Origin of the sequence: Actinomadura sediminis, assembly GCF_042675525.1 — a bacterium.
In the GTDB taxonomy this organism is placed as follows: Bacteria; Actinomycetota; Actinomycetes; order Streptosporangiales; family Streptosporangiaceae; genus Spirillospora; species Spirillospora sediminis.
In genome coordinates this window covers 118,120-134,173 of sequence record NZ_JBHTJA010000002.1, presented here as the reverse complement: position 1 = coordinate 134,173, position 16,054 = coordinate 118,120, and the positions used below count along the sequence as shown (strand labels likewise).

The 16,054-nt window shown below is 72.8% G+C and carries 16 protein-coding genes and 2 pseudogenes; 11 read left to right on the top strand and 7 right to left on the bottom strand.

What is annotated here, in order from left to right; translation table 11 throughout:
* Positions 1-2 precede the first annotated feature (2 nt).
* A complete protein-coding gene (locus ACFQ11_RS02360; protein WP_378296044.1) occupies positions 3-1,241 on the bottom strand; it encodes an ABC transporter substrate-binding protein in 1,239 nt (412 codons plus the stop codon).
* A gap of 770 nt (positions 1,242-2,011) precedes the next feature.
* On the opposite strand from ACFQ11_RS02360, the gene ACFQ11_RS02355 reads away from it, so the two are divergent.
* The 3 genes from ACFQ11_RS02355 (at position 2,012) to ACFQ11_RS02345 (ending at position 7,335) form a co-directional block, all read left to right on the top strand.
* Positions 2,012-4,714: an HAD-IC family P-type ATPase gene (locus ACFQ11_RS02355; RefSeq protein ID WP_378296043.1), complete on the top strand. Its 2,703-nt coding sequence runs from the start codon at positions 2,012-2,014 to the stop codon at positions 4,712-4,714.
* A 353-nt stretch (positions 4,715-5,067) separates the two neighbouring features.
* Entirely contained in the window at positions 5,068-5,889 is an 822-nt protein-coding gene (locus ACFQ11_RS02350; protein WP_378296042.1) for a potassium channel family protein, read from the top strand.
* Between the two features lie 105 nt (positions 5,890-5,994).
* Positions 5,995-7,335 carry a nicotinate phosphoribosyltransferase gene (locus ACFQ11_RS02345; RefSeq protein ID WP_378296041.1) on the top strand — a complete coding sequence of 447 codons (1,341 nt, stop codon included), beginning with the start codon at positions 5,995-5,997 and terminating at the stop codon, positions 7,333-7,335.
* Between the two features lie 22 nt (positions 7,336-7,357).
* On the opposite strand, the gene ACFQ11_RS02340 is transcribed toward ACFQ11_RS02345, so the two are convergent.
* A complete protein-coding gene (locus tag ACFQ11_RS02340; protein ID WP_378296040.1) occupies positions 7,358-7,564 on the bottom strand; it encodes a DUF1918 domain-containing protein in 207 nt (68 codons plus the stop codon).
* A gap of 173 nt (positions 7,565-7,737) precedes the next feature.
* Between ACFQ11_RS02340 and ACFQ11_RS02335 the strand changes: the two genes are divergently transcribed.
* The 5 genes and pseudogenes from ACFQ11_RS02335 (at position 7,738) to ACFQ11_RS02315 (ending at position 11,026) form a co-directional block, all read left to right on the top strand.
* Positions 7,738-8,220, top strand: coding sequence for a Crp/Fnr family transcriptional regulator (locus ACFQ11_RS02335; RefSeq protein ID WP_378296039.1), 483 nt, complete (start codon positions 7,738-7,740; stop codon positions 8,218-8,220).
* 17 nt (positions 8,221-8,237) lie between these two features.
* Positions 8,238-8,765: pseudogene (locus ACFQ11_RS02330) on the top strand (ferredoxin reductase domain-containing protein); the annotation flags it as partial.
* A 164-nt stretch (positions 8,766-8,929) separates the two neighbouring features.
* Positions 8,930-9,334, top strand: a complete 405-nt coding sequence (locus ACFQ11_RS02325; protein WP_378296038.1) for a nickel-dependent hydrogenase large subunit — start codon at positions 8,930-8,932, stop codon at positions 9,332-9,334.
* 91 nt (positions 9,335-9,425) lie between these two features.
* Entirely contained in the window at positions 9,426-9,878 is a 453-nt protein-coding gene (locus tag ACFQ11_RS02320; protein ID WP_378296037.1) for a hydrogenase maturation protease, read from the top strand.
* Entirely contained in the window at positions 9,875-11,026 is a 1,152-nt protein-coding gene (locus ACFQ11_RS02315) for a 4Fe-4S dicluster domain-containing protein (RefSeq protein ID WP_378296036.1), read from the top strand. The genes ACFQ11_RS02320 and ACFQ11_RS02315 overlap by 4 nt, the downstream gene beginning before the upstream one ends.
* A gap of 6 nt (positions 11,027-11,032) precedes the next feature.
* Here ACFQ11_RS02315 and ACFQ11_RS02310 read toward each other — a convergent pair whose 3' ends face one another.
* Positions 11,033-11,872 carry a universal stress protein gene (locus ACFQ11_RS02310; RefSeq protein WP_378296035.1) on the bottom strand — a complete coding sequence of 280 codons (840 nt, stop codon included), beginning with the start codon at positions 11,870-11,872 and terminating at the stop codon, positions 11,033-11,035.
* 86 nt (positions 11,873-11,958) lie between these two features.
* On the bottom strand, positions 11,959-12,210 hold the full coding sequence (locus tag ACFQ11_RS02305; RefSeq protein WP_378296034.1) for a DUF1876 domain-containing protein: 252 nt from the start codon (positions 12,208-12,210) through the stop codon (positions 11,959-11,961).
* A gap of 212 nt (positions 12,211-12,422) precedes the next feature.
* Here ACFQ11_RS02305 and ACFQ11_RS02300 point away from each other — a divergent pair, with 212 nt between their 5' ends.
* Complete coding sequence (locus tag ACFQ11_RS02300) at positions 12,423-12,878, top strand: hypothetical protein (protein WP_378296176.1); 456 nt, start codon at positions 12,423-12,425, stop codon at positions 12,876-12,878.
* A 306-nt stretch (positions 12,879-13,184) separates the two neighbouring features.
* On the opposite strand, the pseudogene ACFQ11_RS02295 reads toward ACFQ11_RS02300, so the two are convergent.
* The 3 genes and pseudogenes from ACFQ11_RS02295 to ACFQ11_RS02285 all read right to left on the bottom strand — a co-directional run.
* Positions 13,185-13,670 (bottom strand): annotated as a pseudogene (locus tag ACFQ11_RS02295) (acetate--CoA ligase family protein); the annotation flags it as partial.
* 47 nt (positions 13,671-13,717) lie between these two features.
* On the bottom strand, positions 13,718-14,062 hold the full coding sequence (locus ACFQ11_RS02290; protein WP_378296033.1) for a hypothetical protein: 345 nt from the start codon (positions 14,060-14,062) through the stop codon (positions 13,718-13,720).
* A gap of 39 nt (positions 14,063-14,101) precedes the next feature.
* A complete protein-coding gene (locus tag ACFQ11_RS02285) occupies positions 14,102-14,953 on the bottom strand; it encodes a universal stress protein (protein ID WP_378296032.1) in 852 nt (283 codons plus the stop codon).
* Between the two features lie 159 nt (positions 14,954-15,112).
* Between ACFQ11_RS02285 and ACFQ11_RS02280 the strand changes: the two genes are divergently transcribed.
* Both ACFQ11_RS02280 and ACFQ11_RS02275 read left to right on the top strand, forming a co-directional pair.
* On the top strand, positions 15,113-15,652 hold the full coding sequence (locus ACFQ11_RS02280) for a flavodoxin domain-containing protein (protein ID WP_378296031.1): 540 nt from the start codon (positions 15,113-15,115) through the stop codon (positions 15,650-15,652).
* 23 nt (positions 15,653-15,675) lie between these two features.
* Positions 15,676-16,026: a pyridoxamine 5'-phosphate oxidase family protein gene (locus tag ACFQ11_RS02275; protein WP_378296030.1), complete on the top strand. Its 351-nt coding sequence runs from the start codon at positions 15,676-15,678 to the stop codon at positions 16,024-16,026.
* Positions 16,027-16,054: the final 28 nt, after the last annotated feature.

The window sequence follows — 16,054 nt, the reverse complement described above, 5'->3', positions numbered from 1 at the left end:
GGTCACATCCCGTCCGCGCGGCGCCGCAGGACCCCGCCCAGGCTCTCCGGTTCCTTCGCCGACATGAGGGTCCCGATGGTGATGTCCTCGTCGGCGATGCCGGAGTGCTTCTTCGCGGTGAACGAGACCTTCGCCCGGATGCCCGGATAACCGCTCACCCTGTCGAGGGCGGCCTTGAGCTTGGCCGGGTCGGTGCTCTTGGTGTCCTCGACGACCTCGGCCATCAGCATCAGGTAGTCGTAGTAGGGGCTCGTCACCGCCGAGTAGCCGAGACCGGCGGTGTCCGGATGCTCGTTGATGCGCTCGACCAGCCTGCGCACCTCCGCGGACGGTTTCTCCCGGGCGGTGTAGGTGAGCCCGCGGTAGGTAGTGCCGAAAAAACCGTCGAGCAGCGGCCGCGGGAACTCCCCGAGCGCGTCGATGTAGTTGAGGTCGTGCGACACGATCACCGGCTGGAAGCCGCTCGCCGCCATCGCCCGCAGGATGAGGATCGTCGCCTGCGGCTGGCCGGTGAACAGTCCCAGCCCGTCCACCCCGGCGCGTTCCAGGTTGCGGACGAACGGCGTCATGTCGGAGGCGTCCACCTCGAACACCTCGACGGCCACCGGCTTGGTCGAGTAGTCGTCCCGCAGCGTCGCCACGACGGCATCCCTGATCGAGGTGCCGAACTCCGAGTTCTCCACGATCACGCCGATCTTGCGCAGTCCCCGGACCTCGTGCAGGAAGCGCGCCGCGACCCTGGCCTGCTGGGTGGTGTTGTAGACGAGCTGGTAGTGGTGCGGGAAGCGGTCGCCGTCGCCGAGCAGCTCCGCGCCGCCCCACGCCGACTGGATCAGCTTCGCGCGGGCGAGCGCCGACACCGACGCCAGCACCTGCGAGCTCCCGGTGGGGCCGACCACGAAGGTGGGCTCGTCCCGGATCAGCCGCTGCGCCACCGCCGGCTGGCTGGCCGGACTCCCCTTGTCGTCGTGCTCGGTGACCTGGACGTCCTCACCGAGCAACCCGCCGGCCGCCTCGATGTCCTCCAGGGCGAGCCGGGCGCCGACGTAGATCGGTTCGTAGGCGGCGGCGAGCCGGCCCGTCTTCGGCTCCACCCACCCGATCCGGGCGGCCTTCGACCCGCCGCCTCCCGAGCCGCCGCACGCCGCCGTTCCCAAGCCGAGCACGCCGAGCGCGGTGGCGGACCCGGCGCCCGCCAGGAACCCGCGCCGGGAAACCCCGTCCGTCCGGTAAGTGACCAAGGCCGCCTCCTCGATTGGTGTATGAACGTTTGTATACCTCCCTCCATAGCACGTCAAGAGCTCCAAGGCAGTTCGCGCGAGCTTGCAGTCCGCGCCCGAGAGGCACGGCCGAGCGTTGGTCGGCGGCCGGGCCGAGGCAGCCGCCGACCGTCCGCACGACCGCACCCGGGAGCGAGGCGGGCCCCAGGGCGGAGGCACGGCGAACATCGATGACCAGGCGGTGTTCGCAGCCCTCGTCATGTGCTGACCAGCGGCCGCGCCTGGCGACCTCTTCCGCCCCGGGGCGTCACATCGACCGTGCACCGCAGAACTGCCGGTCGCGGGCCCGAGGTGTGGGCACGGCTGCACCAAGCCCTACTGGAGCGGCTCCCCGACGAGGGACTGCCAGACCTGTCACGAATCATCCTCGACTCGGCCCACGCACACACACTCTGAGGGTGAACAGGACACCGCCACCATCTGGGGCGGAGAGCATCATCGGCGACGTCGCCCCCTCGTCGCCCGCGACGAAGTGCGCCGCGAAGGCGTCTCCTCGGCCTTCCGCTCCACCGCCCGCGACCCAGAATTCTCCGGGCGTCTGCACGGCAGAGATCGCGACGACCGGCGTTCTACACAGTGCTCTGTGTCGTCCGGACAGCGGGCTCCGCATTAACCGGTCATCGGCGTATGCTCTCCCCGTCCCTGGGCAGACGTACCGGGGGCGAACGGACGGGCCCCTCAGGGACCTTCGTCCCTGATCTCCCGGTGGCCGGAATGGCGAGGCTCTAGGAGTGACAACGACGACCGACTCCGAAGCGCCGCACCGGCTCACCGGCCCCCAAGTCGCCGAGGAACTCGGCACCGACACCGAGCGCGGGCTCCGCTCCGCCGAGGCCGCGGCGCGACTCGAACGGTACGGGCCGAACACGCTGCCGCCCGCGCGGCGGCGGGGGCCCGTGGCGCGGTTCATGATGCAGTTCAACAGCCCGCTGATCTACGTGCTGCTGGTCTCCGCGCTGATCACGGCGCTGCTCGGCGAGCATGTGGACGCCGCCGTCATCCTGGGCGTGGTGCTGGTGAACGCGGTCGTCGGGTTCGTGCAGGAGTCGCGGGCGGAGGCGGCGCTGGCGGCGCTCGCCGCCCTGACGGAGACGGTCACGACCGTGGTCAGGGACGGCGGAGCCATGCGGCTCCCGTCCCGGGAGCTGGTCCGGGGCGATCTGGTGCTGCTGGAGGCGGGCGATAGGGCACCGGCCGACCTGCGCCTGCTCCGCACGTCCGAGCTCAAGATGGACGAGTCGGCGCTCACCGGCGAGTCCGCCGCGGTCACCAAGGACCCCGCTGCGGTCGGGGACGTCGTCCTGGGCGACCGCAGTTCCATGGCCTACTCCGGGACGTTCGCCACGTACGGGCAGGGAGCGGGCATCGTCACCGCCACCGGCGCCGACACGGAGATCGGCCTGGTCCACCGGCTGGTCGGCCAGGCCACCTCGGTCCGGACGCCGCTCACCCGCAAGATCGCACGGTTCAGCAAGCTGGTGACGATCGCGATCCTCGGCCTGGCGGCGGTGACGTTCGCGGTCGGGACCCTGCGCGGCGAGCCCGCCGCGGAGATGCTCACCGCCGCCGTCGCCCTCGCCGTCGGCGCCATCCCGGAGGGACTGCCGGCGGTCGTTACCGTCACCCTCGCCTTCGGCGTGGCCCGCATGGTCCGCCGCAACGCGATCGTGCGGCACCTCCCGGCGGTGGAGACGCTCGGCGGCACCACCGTGATCTGCACCGACAAGACCGGGACGCTCACCGAGAACCAGATGACGGTCACCGCCGTCGCCGCCGGCGGGCGCCTGTACGAGGTGACCGGCGCCGGTTACGCCCCGCACGGCGACGTCCTGCTGGACGGCGCCCCCGTGCGGGCGGGCGAGCATCCGGTGCTGATGGAGTGCCTGCTGGCCGGGGCCGCCTGCAACGACGCCCGGCTCACGGAGGGCGACCAGGGCTGGACGCTCGTGGGCGATCCCACCGAGGGCGCCCTGGTCGCCGCCGCGGCCAAGGCGGCCGCCGGTCCCGTGCCGCCGCGCACGGACACGATGCCGTTCAGCTCCGAACGCCAGTACATGGCCACCCTCCACGAGAACGGCACCGTGTACGTCAAGGGCTCGGTCGAACGCATCCTCGCCGCTTGCGACGACCGGCTCTCCGCCGACGGCCGCCGCGAGCCGCTGGACGCGGACGCCGTGACGGAGCTCGCTCACGCCTACGGGTGCCGGGCCCTGCGCGTCCTGGCGTTCGCCCGCGGTGAGGTCGACGCCGACCGCCTCACCGAACTGCCCCGGCTGACCTTCCTCGGGCTCCAGGCCATGCACGACCCGCCCCGCGAGGAGGCCGCCCGCGCCGTCCGCGCGTGCCAGGACGCCGGGATCCAGGTGAAGATGATCACCGGGGACCACGCCGCGACCGCCCGCGCCATCGGCGAGAAGGTCGGCCTGCGCGGCGGCGTCATGACCGGCGCGGAGCTGGCCGCGTGCCCGGCCGCCGACCTCCCCGACGCGGTCGAGCGCACCGCCGTCTTCGCCCGCGTCTCCCCCGAGCAGAAGCTCCGCCTCGTCCAGGCCCTCCAGAGCCGGGCGCACATCATCGCCATGACCGGCGACGGCGTCAACGACGCCCCCGCGCTCAAGCAGGCCGACATCGGCGTGGCGATGGGACGTGCGGGCACCGAGGTCGCCAAGGAGTCGGCCGACATGGTCCTGACCGACGACGACTTCGCCTCCATCGAGGCCGCCGTGGAGGAGGGCCGCGGCGTTTTCGACAACCTGGTGAAGTTCATCGTCTGGGCGCTGCCCGCCAACATCGGCCTCGGTCTGGTGCTGATGGCGGCCGTCCTCGGCGGCGGCGAGCTGCCGATCGAGCCCGTCCAGGTGCTCTGGCTCAACATGACCGCGATTCTGATCCTGGGGCTGCCGTTCGCCGTCGAGCCCCGCGACGCCGACATCATGCGGCGCCCGCCCCGGGATCCGGCGCTGCCCCTGCTCACGAGGCGGCTCAACGCCCGCATCCTGCTGGTCTCGGCGATCCTGCTCGCAGGAGCGTTCGGGCTGTTCCACTGGGAGCAGAGCCACGGCGCCTCCCTGGCCGAGGCCCGCACCGTCGTGGTGAACGTCTTCGCGCTCACCCTGCTGGCGTACCTGTTCAACTGCCTGTCGCTGCACCGGCCGATGCTGTGGGGCGGCATCCGCCGCAACCCCTGGATCGGCGCGGGCGCCGCCGGTCTGATCGCCGTCCAGGCCGTCTACACGTACACGCCCACGATGAACAACGTCTTCGGCTCCGCCCCGCTGGACGGCGGCGCGTGGGGCCGGGCCGCCGTGGTGGCGCTGCTCGCCTACGCCCTCGTGGAACTCGCCAAGGCGGTCACCCGCCACGCCGACGAAGCGCGCAGGCATGCGAACGGGCCTAGGAGCCCGGGTGGCGACGCGGGCCGACCAGTACGGTGACGGCCGTTACGCCCCCGTGCCCGGCTGCCCGTACCGGGTGGTCGGCCACTCCCCGCCGCCGATCCCGTCGGACCGGCCGCACTCCGTCCGGCCCGACTTCGGAAGGCGACGTCACGCCACAGCGAGGCAAAAATTGTCTGTTACGGCGACAGTTTGCTCATTGGCTCCAGTCTGGAGGCATCTGCCGCGGATACGGTGAGAATGCATTGAGCGACGGTGCGTGCAGCAGGGGTCCATGGGCGGGTGGCCGCGCGAGGGCCCGCCGCTCCGCACGGCGGCCACCGCGGGAGAGATGAATGGAGTGGGTGGTCTCGCTAGTCGGAGTCGTACTCATTCTGGCGACTCTTCGCGACTTGTTCCATACGATCTGGCACCCCACCCGCCACGGTGGGCTGAGCCGGCTCGTCATGGCGGCGTTGTGGAAGCTGGCCAAACGTCTCCGGGCGCGCACGCGTGTGGTGGGGCTCGTCGGCCCGCTCGCGATGGTCGCCGTGGTCGCCATGTGGGCCGTCATCATCGTTCTGGGCTGGGCCATCGTCTACTGGCCCCATATGCCGGACTCCTTCGCTTTCGCGCCCCGTTCGGGATTGTCGCGGGAGTCGGAGCTGCTCGATTCGGTCTATCTGTCGCTCGTCACGATCGCGACCCTCGGGCTCGGGGACATCGCGCCCGCGGAAGGCTGGCTTCGCATGGCCTCGCCTCTGGAGGCCCTCATCGGGTTCGTCCTCCTTACGGCCACCGTCTCGTGGGTGCTGCAGATCTTTCCGACGTTGACCCGTCGACGGGTTCTCGCCATCAGATTGGCGCTGCTGCACCGATCGGGCATGTCCGAACAGGAACTCGACTGCGCCGTTGGGGCGGCGCTGCTGGACGGCCTGGCCACCGAGGTGGTCCGTGTCCGTATCGATTTCACCCAGTACGCCGAGGCGTACTACTTCCATGACGGTGAGGACGACTCCTCCCTGGCTGCCACGATCGGCTATGCCTTCCACCTCGCCCGGCGCGGGCAGGAGGCCCGGCGGGGTGATGTGCGCCTGACGGCCAGGGTGCTCGCGGACGCGCTGGAAGACCTCTCGGCGGTCCTCGACCAACGTTTCCTTCACACGGACGGGACGCCCGCCGAGGTGTTCGCCGCGTACGCGGCCGACCACGGACGCGCTCGCACCGGGCCCTGAGCGCCCGCGCCCCTGACGGACCGGGCCGCCCGTGGTGACGTCTGGCGGAAGGGGGGAAGGGGATCCGGTGCCCGATGGGCTCGCGAACCTCGGGATGGAGCACCCATGAGCACCGGATTGATGACCGATCTGTACGAATTGACGATGGCGGCGAGCTATCTGCGGCGCCGGATGACCGGGCCGGCGACGTTCAGCCTCTTCGTCCGCAAGATGCCGCCCGACCGCGGGTTCCTGGTGGCCTGCGGGCTGGCCGACTGCCTGTCGTTCCTCGAAGGCTACCGGCTTGCCGACGAGGACCTCGGCTACCTGGCGGACGAGCAGGGCTTCGACGACGGCACGCTGCGGGCCCTGGAGCGGGTGCGGTTCACCGGGGACGTCCGGGCCGTGCCCGAGGGGCGGGTCGTGTTCGCCGGCGAGCCTCTGCTGGAGGTCACGGCACCGATCGCCGAGGCCCAGCTCGTGGAGACCGTGCTGCTGAACCACCTCACGTTCCAGACCACGGTGGCGACCAAGGCCGCCCGGTGCGTGCGGGCGGCGGGCGGGGCGCAGGTCATCGACTTCTCCTTCCGCCGGACGCAGGGCGTCGACGCGGCGATGTCGGTCGCCCGCGCGTCCCGCATCGCCGGATTCGCGGGGACCAGCAACGTCGAGGCCGCCAGGCGATACGGCATCCCGGCCGTGGGCACCATGGCGCACTCGTACATCGAGGCGTTCTCCGACGAGGACGCGGCGTTCGACGCGTTCGTCGCCGATTTCCCCGATCGGACGACGCTGCTCGTGGACACCTACGACACCCTCGGCGGCGTCGAAGCCGCCGTCCATGCGGCCCGGCGGGCGGGCCTGCGGTTCCCGAGCGGCGTCCGCCTGGACTCCGGTGATCTGGGCGCCCTCGCCGTCCGGACTCGCCGCATCCTGGACGAGGCCGGCATGGAGCGGACGCGGATCGTGGCGAGCGGCGGCCTGGACGAGCACCGGATCGCGGAACTGCGCGAGGCCGGGGCACCGATCGACGTCTACGGGGTCGGGACGAGGATGGGCGTGTCGGCCGACGCGCCGTACCTCGACAGCGCGTACAAGCTCGTCGCGTACGGCGACCGGCCGGTGATGAAGTTGTCGGCGGGCAAGGCGACCGCTCCCTGCGCCAAGCAGGTCTATCGCGGGCCGCACGGGGACGTCGTCGCGCTCCGGGACGAGCCGCCGCCCGACGACGGCTCGGAGCCGCTGCTCCTGCCCGTGATGAGGGCGGGACGCCGCACCGGCGACATGGAGCCGCTCGCGGACGTGCGGGAGCGGTGCGCCGCCGACATCGCGGCCCTCCCCGAAAGGATCACCCGGCTGTGGCGCCCCGACACCGGCGACGTCCGGTTCAGCGCCCGCCTCGAACGCCGCCGCGACCGTCTCCGCGACGAGCTCGCCCGTGCCGCCGATGGTGGCGGTCGGCGATAGGCGTGGCCGTCGCCGGCGCCGGCTATCGGCTGTGGGAGTGCGGCGCGGGATGCCGTTCGACGACCGCGTCCGCCGAGGGGAAGTACGTGCTCGTGTGCCCGTCGTCCCATTCGACGACATAGGGCGGTGCCCCGTCCCGGCCATGGACTTCGGTGATCAACGCCTTGCGGTCCGCGTCACCGGTCCGATGTCCTTTGACGATCACCCAGTCGCCTTCGCGCGCCTTCATGATCGATCCTTTCGGTCGTCCGGCTGATGGCTTCAAGCCTGGTCCGGGCGGTGCTCCGTGGACAGGGCCGAAGGTCCCCGAGGACGGCCGCGGCGTGGCCGAGGATGTCGCCTCCCCGGAATTTGACCGCGCCCCGACCTTCGCAGGGGCGTCCATGGGGCAGGTCTTCGCAGGTGGGAGCAAGGAACAGCGTCACGGCCGCGGAATTGGCACGGGAACGGTTCTTCGCGGACGTCCCGGGACGGCATCGCGCCGCTCTCGCGGTGACCGCCCGCGCCGTCGCCGTACCGGACGGGCACCGCTTCTTCGAGGAGGGGGGCACCGCAGGATGGTTCTGGCTTGTGCGGTCGGGAAGGGTCGCGCTCGATCTGCAGGTCCCCGGGCGGGGGGCGGTGGTGGTGGAGACCCTGCTCGCGGGCTCGATCGTCGGCTGGTCGTGGCTGTTCCCACCGCACCGCTGGAGGTTCGGCGCGGTGGCGGTGGAGCCGGTGACCGCCTACCGGTTCGATGGGCGGCGGGTGCGGGAGCTGTGCGCGGACGACCCGGTGCTCGGCCACGACCTGGCGTTGCGGTTCGGGGCGGTGATGCTCGACCGGCTGGAGGCCACACGGGTCCGCGTGCTGGATCTGTACGCGCACCCCGAGGAGGTGCCGTGACCGGCCCGGGCTCCCCCATGACACCAGTGCCGTACCGGGTCGCCGACCGCCGGGACGAGACCGCGGACACGGTGACGCTCGTCCTCGAGCCCGCCGGGGCGCCGATTCCAGAACCCGCGCCGGGCCAGTTCACGATGATGTACGCGTTCGGCGTCGGCGAGGTCCCGATCTCGGTCAGCCGGACCGGCCGCGTGCTGGAGCAGACGGTACGGGCGGTCGGTCCCGTCACGCGCGCTCTCTGCGCGACGCGTCCCGGGCAGGTCCTCGGGCTGCGCGGGCCGTTCGGCTCCGGCTGGGGCCTGGAGAAGGCGCGCGGCCGCGATCTGGTGTTCGCCGCCGGCGGGATCGGCCTGGCGCCGCTGCGGCCCGCGGTGCTGCGGGCGCTGGAGGACCGCGGAGCGTTCGGCCGCATCGCCGTCCTGATCGGCGCCCGCACCCCCGCGGACCTGCCCTACACGGGCGAACTGGTCGCGTGGCGGCGGCGCGGCGCGCAGGTCGAGGCGACCGTGGACCAGCCCGCGCCGGGCTGGACGGGGCACGTCGGGCTGATCACCGCGCTGATCGGCGCGGCCGGCGTCGACCCGCGGGGTGCCGCCGCTTCGCCGACGGCGGCACGTACCTCGCCGGCCCTCTGGCCCGCTACTCCCTCAACCGCGAGCGGCTCTCCCCGCTCGCCCGGGAGGCGGCGGACGGGGCGGGCATCGGCCCGGTGTGCCGCAACCCGTTCCGCAGCATCCTCGTCCGTGCCGTCGAGATCGTTCACGCCGCGGACGAGGCGTTGCGGATCATCGACGGCTACGAGCCGCCGCCCCGGCCGTCCGTGCCGGTCGAGCCCCGTGCGGGCACCGGGCACGGCGTCACCGAGGCCCCGCGGGGCCTCCTCTACCACCGCTACGTCCTCGGCTCGGACGGGCTGATCGCCTCCGCCCGGATCGTCCCCCCGACGTCCCAGAACCAGGCCGCCATCGAGAACGACCTCGGCCGCTTCGTCGCCTCGCGCCTGCACCTGGACGACCACGACCTGACGCACCGATGTGAACAGGCGATCCGCAACTACGACCCATGCATCTCCTGCTCCACCCACTTCCTCGACCTCACCGTGGAGCGGTCATGACCGTCGTCATCGGCGTGGGCAATGACTTCCGCCGGGGCGACGGCGCCGGGCCGTCACGGCGCTGCGGGGGCGGGTCGCAGCGACGCTCGCGGTGACCGACGGCGAGCCGGCACGGCTCATCGACCTGTGGGCGGGCGCCGGCCTCGCCATCGTCGTCGACGCGGTGCGCTCCGACCCGCCCGATCCCGGACGGGTCCACGAGTTCGGGGCGGCACTCGACGCCGGAGCCGCCGGTTCGGTGCGGTTCCCCGCGCGCCCGGTCACCGACCACGCGCTCGGGCTCGGGGGCGCCGTCGCGCTCGGGCTCGCCGTCGACCGCATGCCCGGACGCCTGCGGGTCCTGGCGATCGAGGGGCTCGACTTCGGCTTCGGCCGGGACCTCACCCCGCGCGTCGCCGCCGCCGTCGACGCCGTCGCCGACCGGATCGCCGCCTCGCCCGCGCTGCCCGCACGCCGACCACCTGTGGAGGAACAGATGCTCATCGCACCCGCACCGTCCGCGGCGGGACCGTCCCGGCCGCGCACCGGGGAGCGGCCGTCATGACGGCGCGGGAACTGAGCGGCATCGGCCCGCTGTTCGACGCGCTCCGGGGGGCCGGGTACACCGTCGTCGGCCCGACCGTGCGCGACGAGGCGATCGTCCTGGCCGAACTGGACTCCCCCGGCGACCTCCCGCACGGGTGGGGCGTCACGCTCTCCCCCGGCGGCTACCGCATCCACCGCCGGGACGACGGCGCCGCCTTCGCCCATGCGGCCGGACCACAGTCCTGGAAACCCTTCCTCCACCGCTCCCGGGTGAAGCTCTGGGAGGCCGACCGGACCTCCGGCGGTTTCACCGTGCGGGAGCCCGAACCCGAGCGGCCCCGCCTGGCGTTCCTCGGCGTACGGCCGTGCGACCTGCGCGCCATCGCGATGCAGGACCGCGTCCTCATGGGCGGCGACCACATCGACCCGTCCTACGCGAACCGACGCCGTGACAATTTCATCGTCGCCGTCAACTGCACCGAACCCGGCGAAACCTGCTTCTGCGCCTCCATGGGCACCGGCCCGTCGGCCGGGCCCGGGTACGACCTCGCGCTCACCGAACTGGCCGACGCTGGCGAGCCCCGGTACATGGTGGACATCGGAACCGAGGCCGGCCGGACCGTCATGGACGATCTGCGCCCGCCGTCCGCGCGGCCCGAGGACGTCGAGCGGGCCCGTACCGAGGTCGCGGCGGCGGCCGACCGGATGGGCCGGCGGATGCCCCCGCCGGCTGCCCTGCACGACCTCATGGCCACTACCCTGGACGCGCGGCGCTGGGACGACGTCGCCGAACGCTGCCTGAGCTGCGGCAACTGCACGATGGTGTGCCCCACCTGCTTCTGCACGCGCGTGACCGACACCACCGACCTCACCGGCGATCACGCCGAGCGCTGGCAGTTGTGGGACTCCTGCTTCGACCGCGACTACTCGCACCTGCACGGCGGGGACGTGCGCGCGTCCGCCCGCAGCCGTTACCGCCAGTGGCTGACCCACAAGGTCGGCACCTGGCACGACCAGTTCGGTTCCTCCGGCTGCGTGGGCTGCGGTCGCTGCATCGTCTGGTGCCCGGTCGGCATCGACATCACCGAAGAGATCGCGGCCCTGCAGGACGAAGCCGCCACGGCCCCGCCGGCCGATCCCGCCCGTCCACCGGACGCCCGCCCGTGATGAGCGTCACCGGGGGACGATCGCGACCGGGCAGTGCGCGTGGTGGAGGGCTCCGTGACCGATCGATCCCGGTCGCGGCGAGGCCCGGCCGTGCCGGCGGGCCCCCGTCACCAGCAGGCGAGCGGTGCGCGAGGCGTCGCTCAGCGCGGACACCGGGTGGTCGTTGACGACCTCTTCCACCACGTCGACCCGCGGGTGGGCGGCGCGCCGTCCATCGATCGCGGCCGCGACCCTCTTGCGGGCTTCCACCTCGATCGCCTCCTTCGGGAAGGCGACGCCCTCATAGGGCGGGAACAGCGTCCACGCATGCACGACCCGCAGCCGGGACCGGCGGATCGCCGCGGCGTCGAAGGCGTAGTCCAGGGCGGCCTCCTCGTCCTTCGCCATATCGATCCCCACCACCACGTCTCCGCGTTCGGCCGTGTTTCCCCGTACGATGATCAGCGGCACGGGCGTGCGCGCGGCCATCCGCAGGCCGGTGGAACCGAGGAGCAGACCGGTGAAACCGCCGTACCCTCGGTTGCCGAGCACGAGCTCGAAGGCGCGTTCGGCCTCCTCCTGCAGGGCGTCTGGCGTGTGCTCGGCCGTGAGCCTCGTCGCCGTCTCGAGGTCCGGGCGGCCCCGGTGGACGCGTTCCACCGCCGCGTCCAGGACGCGATGACCGATGATCGCCATGCGCTCCACCGCCTCGGGCGGCGAGAACATCGGTATGCGCTGAGGCCACGGGTCCAGAACGTGGACGAGCTTGAGCGGCCGTCCACGCCGAGCCGCCTCACCGGCCGCCCAGTCCAGCGCCCTGTTCGCGCACTCCGACCCGTCGATGCCGACCACGACCGGTTCGCACATGTCCGCTCCTCACTGCCGGGTTCTCGGTGCCCGCGACGGCACGGGCCTCTCCGCCCGTGCCGTCGCGGTCCGGGTCGCGCCGCCCTCTACGCCGGAGAGGTGAGATGGTCGATGTCCTCCTGGGCGGCGCCGCGCAGGCGTCCCGCCAAGTCCGCCAGGGCGCGGCTCGCGGCCAGTTCGTCGCCGATTTCCGGGACTTCGGGATCGGCGGGGTTGCGGCGCGCCCGCCCCTGCCCCACCGTTCTGTGCTCTGCGTCGGTGAACAAGATCGCGCGCGCGACGGTGTCCGCACCGTCCTCGCTGATGTATATGCCCACGTCCCATCTCTTGGTATCCATGACTCCCCCTCGGTCGGTCGCACTTACATGGTCTGCGGCGGGGCAACGGGCGTATAGGGCCGGAGGTCCCGAGCCGCCCCGGTGCCTGCCGGACCGAAGCCCCCGCTCGAAGGGCCGTTCGGCCGCTGCGACGCCGGACCGCGGCGGTGGAAGGCTGGAGGCGCGTCCCGATGGACGACGGACGCGGACCGGAAACGGTGAGGGGGCTCGCCATGATCGCCAGGCAACGGACACGCGACCGCTCGGAGGCCGCCGGGGCTCCCGCCCGCGGACTCACCATCGTGATCGGTGAGGCCCGCGAGGCGCGCCGCGGCTGTGCCGTCACTTCGCCGTCCCGCCTCATGCGCACCTGGCGGACCCTCACCGCCCTGAACGGCGCGTTGCACGCCGACGCCACCGACGCCCGGGCGGTTCACCGCGCGATCCGGACGTACGGCACGCTCCGCGAAGAGATCATCCGATCGGTGTCCGCGCCGCTGGCGCGGGAAGTGCACCGGATGATCCCTCCGCTTGAGGAGGACGCCGGCGTGGTGGAGGCCCGCATGGCGTGCGCGGGCGCGCTGGGCTGGCTCGACGCGCTGATGACGTCCATGCTGATGCAGCTCGCGGGCCAGGGCGCCGCCGTGGCCGCGGCGGACGGCCCGGACGACGGCCCGGACTCGCGCTGAACGGTGCGTGGCCATCGGCGCCGATCGGCACGGCCGTGCGCGCGGTGGACCAGCGGACCCTGCGGCGGAGACCGTCGCCGCCCCAGACGATGGGCCGGGAACACGGCGATGATCGCCAGAACGTCCCGCGACAGCCGCGGCAGCGTGTCCTTCAGCGCGGCGACGTCCCCGGCGGGCCGGCCGGGGTGCCCCAGCAACAGCGGCGACAGCCGGACGCCGCGGACCAGCTCGCCGGCGTCGACGTCGGTCAGCGGGGCCAGGTGCGCGGTGCGTGCGGTCGGCGAGGGCGTCGGCGTCGACGCCCCCGGCGCCGAAGACGACGACCGGCCCGAACACCTCCTCCTGCACCGTGCCGCACAGCATCTCGACTCCGTCGGCGGCCATCGCCTGCACGACCACGCCCGGCAGGCGGGCACCGAAGTGTCCGGCCAGTTCCCGGTAGGCGGCGCGGACGGCGGTCTCGCCGCGCAGGCCCAGCCGGACGCCACCGGCCGCCTTCTTGTGCAGGACGCCCGGCACGTCCGCCTTGAGCGCGACCGAGGCCAGCTCGGCGCATGCCCGCGCCGCCGCGACCTCACCATCGGCCCACCGCCGCCGCGCGAGCGGCAGCCCGTAGGACTCCAGGAGCCGGAAGGTCTCCACGGGCGCCAGCCATCCCCCATCCTCGTGGACGGCGAAGAACCCGTCGATGATCGCGTGCGCGTCGTCCGGCCGGACACCGGGCAGGTCCGGCGACGTGCCGGACGCCCGGTCCCTGCGCCGCGCGTACGACCAGGCGCGGGCCAGCACCATCCCGTGCTCGCGGCAGACGGCGAGCAGATCGGCGCCCTGCGCCGCCGTCAACCCCGAGCTGACGACGACCAGCGCGCGGGCGCCCCGGCGGCCGCACTGCTCGGCCGCGTCGACGACGACGGCCGCCGGGACGGCGATGACCGCCAGAGCGAGGCGTTCGGGCAGCTCACCGGGGCTCGCGACGCGCAGACCCGCTCGGCCAGCCGACCCGCCATGGACCGGTCGAGAGCGAAGAACCGCCGGTAGTGGCTCTCGTCGGACAGCCCCGCGGGCAGAATCCGCACGGCTTCGGCGTCGGACTCCGCGAGCCGCCGGATCTCGACCTGCCCGCCATCGCTGAGCAGGGCAAAGACCCGGTCGGCGGAGTCCTGTTCGGTCTGCCGGGACGTCATCGCGTCCTCCCCACGGCGAAGGGATCACCGGGGAAGGAATCACGGGGAAGGGATCACGGTGATCGGGCAGGGGGCGTGATGCACGGCGCCGTGCCCCACCGCGCCCAGCGCCGGCAGCGGGCGTCGGTGCCGGTGCGCGCCCACCACCAGCAGCCGCGCATTCCGGGCCGCGTCCGCGAGCGCCGCCACGGGCTGCTCGCAGGGCAGCTCCTCGACCACCTCGACACCGGGATGGCGGATACGCCAGGGAGCGACGATCCCGGCCAGGGACTTGCCGAGTTCCTCCCGCGTCTGAGCGCGGTCGGCGGCGGTCACGGTGGGCTGCATCGACGGAGGCAGCTGCCAGGCGTGGACGACCCGCAGCCTCGCCCCGTGCAGGAGGGCGGCGTCGAAGGCGTACTCCAGTGTTGCCTCCATGCCCCGCAGCAGGTCCACCCCCACGACGATCTCCTCGCCGTCGCCAGGTCCGCGCACGATCACAACCGGAACCGGCAGGTGCCCGGCCAGCCGCAGCCCGTTGGAGCCCAGCAGCATCCCCCGGAACCCGCCGAGCCCGCGGCTGCCCAGTACCAGCTCGTACGCCTCCTCGGCCTCCCGGCGCAGGACGACCGGGACGGCGTCGGCGACGACCGCCGTCGTGACCTTCAGGTCCGGCCGATCGTCCAGGACCCGTCGCGCGGCGTCCATCACCGCCTTGCGGCCGGACGTGGTGACAGAGTCGTCGATGTGCAGCGGCGCGTACAGCGGAGCGCCGAACGCGTACGGCCACACTTCGACGGCGTGCACGATGTGCAGCGGCCTTCCGCGCCGGGCCGCCTCGTCCGCCGCCCAGTCCACCGCCAGGTCGGCGCCTCCGGACCCGTCCGTCCCCACCACGATGCGTTCCGGCATGCCCCCTCCTTCACGTGCGGTACCGGATTCCACCCCATCAGCCGAGCCGCTCCACTCCCCAGGGGCGAACGTCCCGTATCCGGGGCGTGACCAGGGACCTTCGCCTCTGCGCGGCCCGGCGCCGACCGAGCGATGCTGGAACCGACAGGGGGGTGTGACATGACCGTCCTGATCGCCTACGCGAGCTTTCACGGCTCAACCGCGAGCATCGCCCGCCGGATCGGTGAGGTCCTGGCCGAGCACGGGGAGCCAACGGAAGTCCGTCCAATGGACGAGCTCGGAGACCGGCGGCATGAGGTCCACGGGCACGACGCGTTCGTGCTCGGCAGCGCCGTCCACGAGATGACCTGGCTTCCCTCGGCCACCGAGTTCGTCTCGCAGAATCGCGAGGTGCTCGCCCGCCGTCCGGTGTGGCTGTTCAGCGTCGGGATGCCGGCCGCGCTCCCCGAACCGTGGCGGCGCCTGGCCCCCAAGGAGGAGAAGGACGTCACCGAGCCGCTGCTGCGGCTGCTCGCCCCCGAGGGGCACCGGCTGTTCTCCGGGGTGATCCGCCCCGAGCACCTGCCGCATTCGGGACGCCTCATGTTCAGGGCCCTCGGTTTCCGCTACGGCGACTACCGCGACTGGGACGACGTCCGGCGCTGGGCCGACGAGATAGCCCGGAATCTGGCGTCGAACCGCCGCCGCGCCGGGCTGTGAAGACCTCCGAACCGGACAAGGTCATGAACGATCTTCGACATCTGGACGAGGCCGCCTGCATGTCCTTGCTCGGCGACGTTCCGGTCGGGCGCTTCGCGTGGGCGGACGACGACGGCCGCGTCACCGTCCTGCCCGTCAACCACCTGGCCGACGGCGCCTCGATCGTGTTCGGCACCGCCGAGGGAGGCGAGCTGGAGGCCGTCCGCGCCGGGCGGCCGCTGACCTTCGAGGCGGACGATCTCGAACCGGCCCTCTCCCCGCATCCGTGGCCGCACTCCCCCAAGGTCTATCTGGTACGCCTCGTCCCCCGCCACGTGACCGGACGCCGCATCCCGCTGCGGCCGGGCGGGGCCCGCTGGGTGGACGTCGGCTGAAGGTCCGGTCGCGGCGGGCCCTCGGACG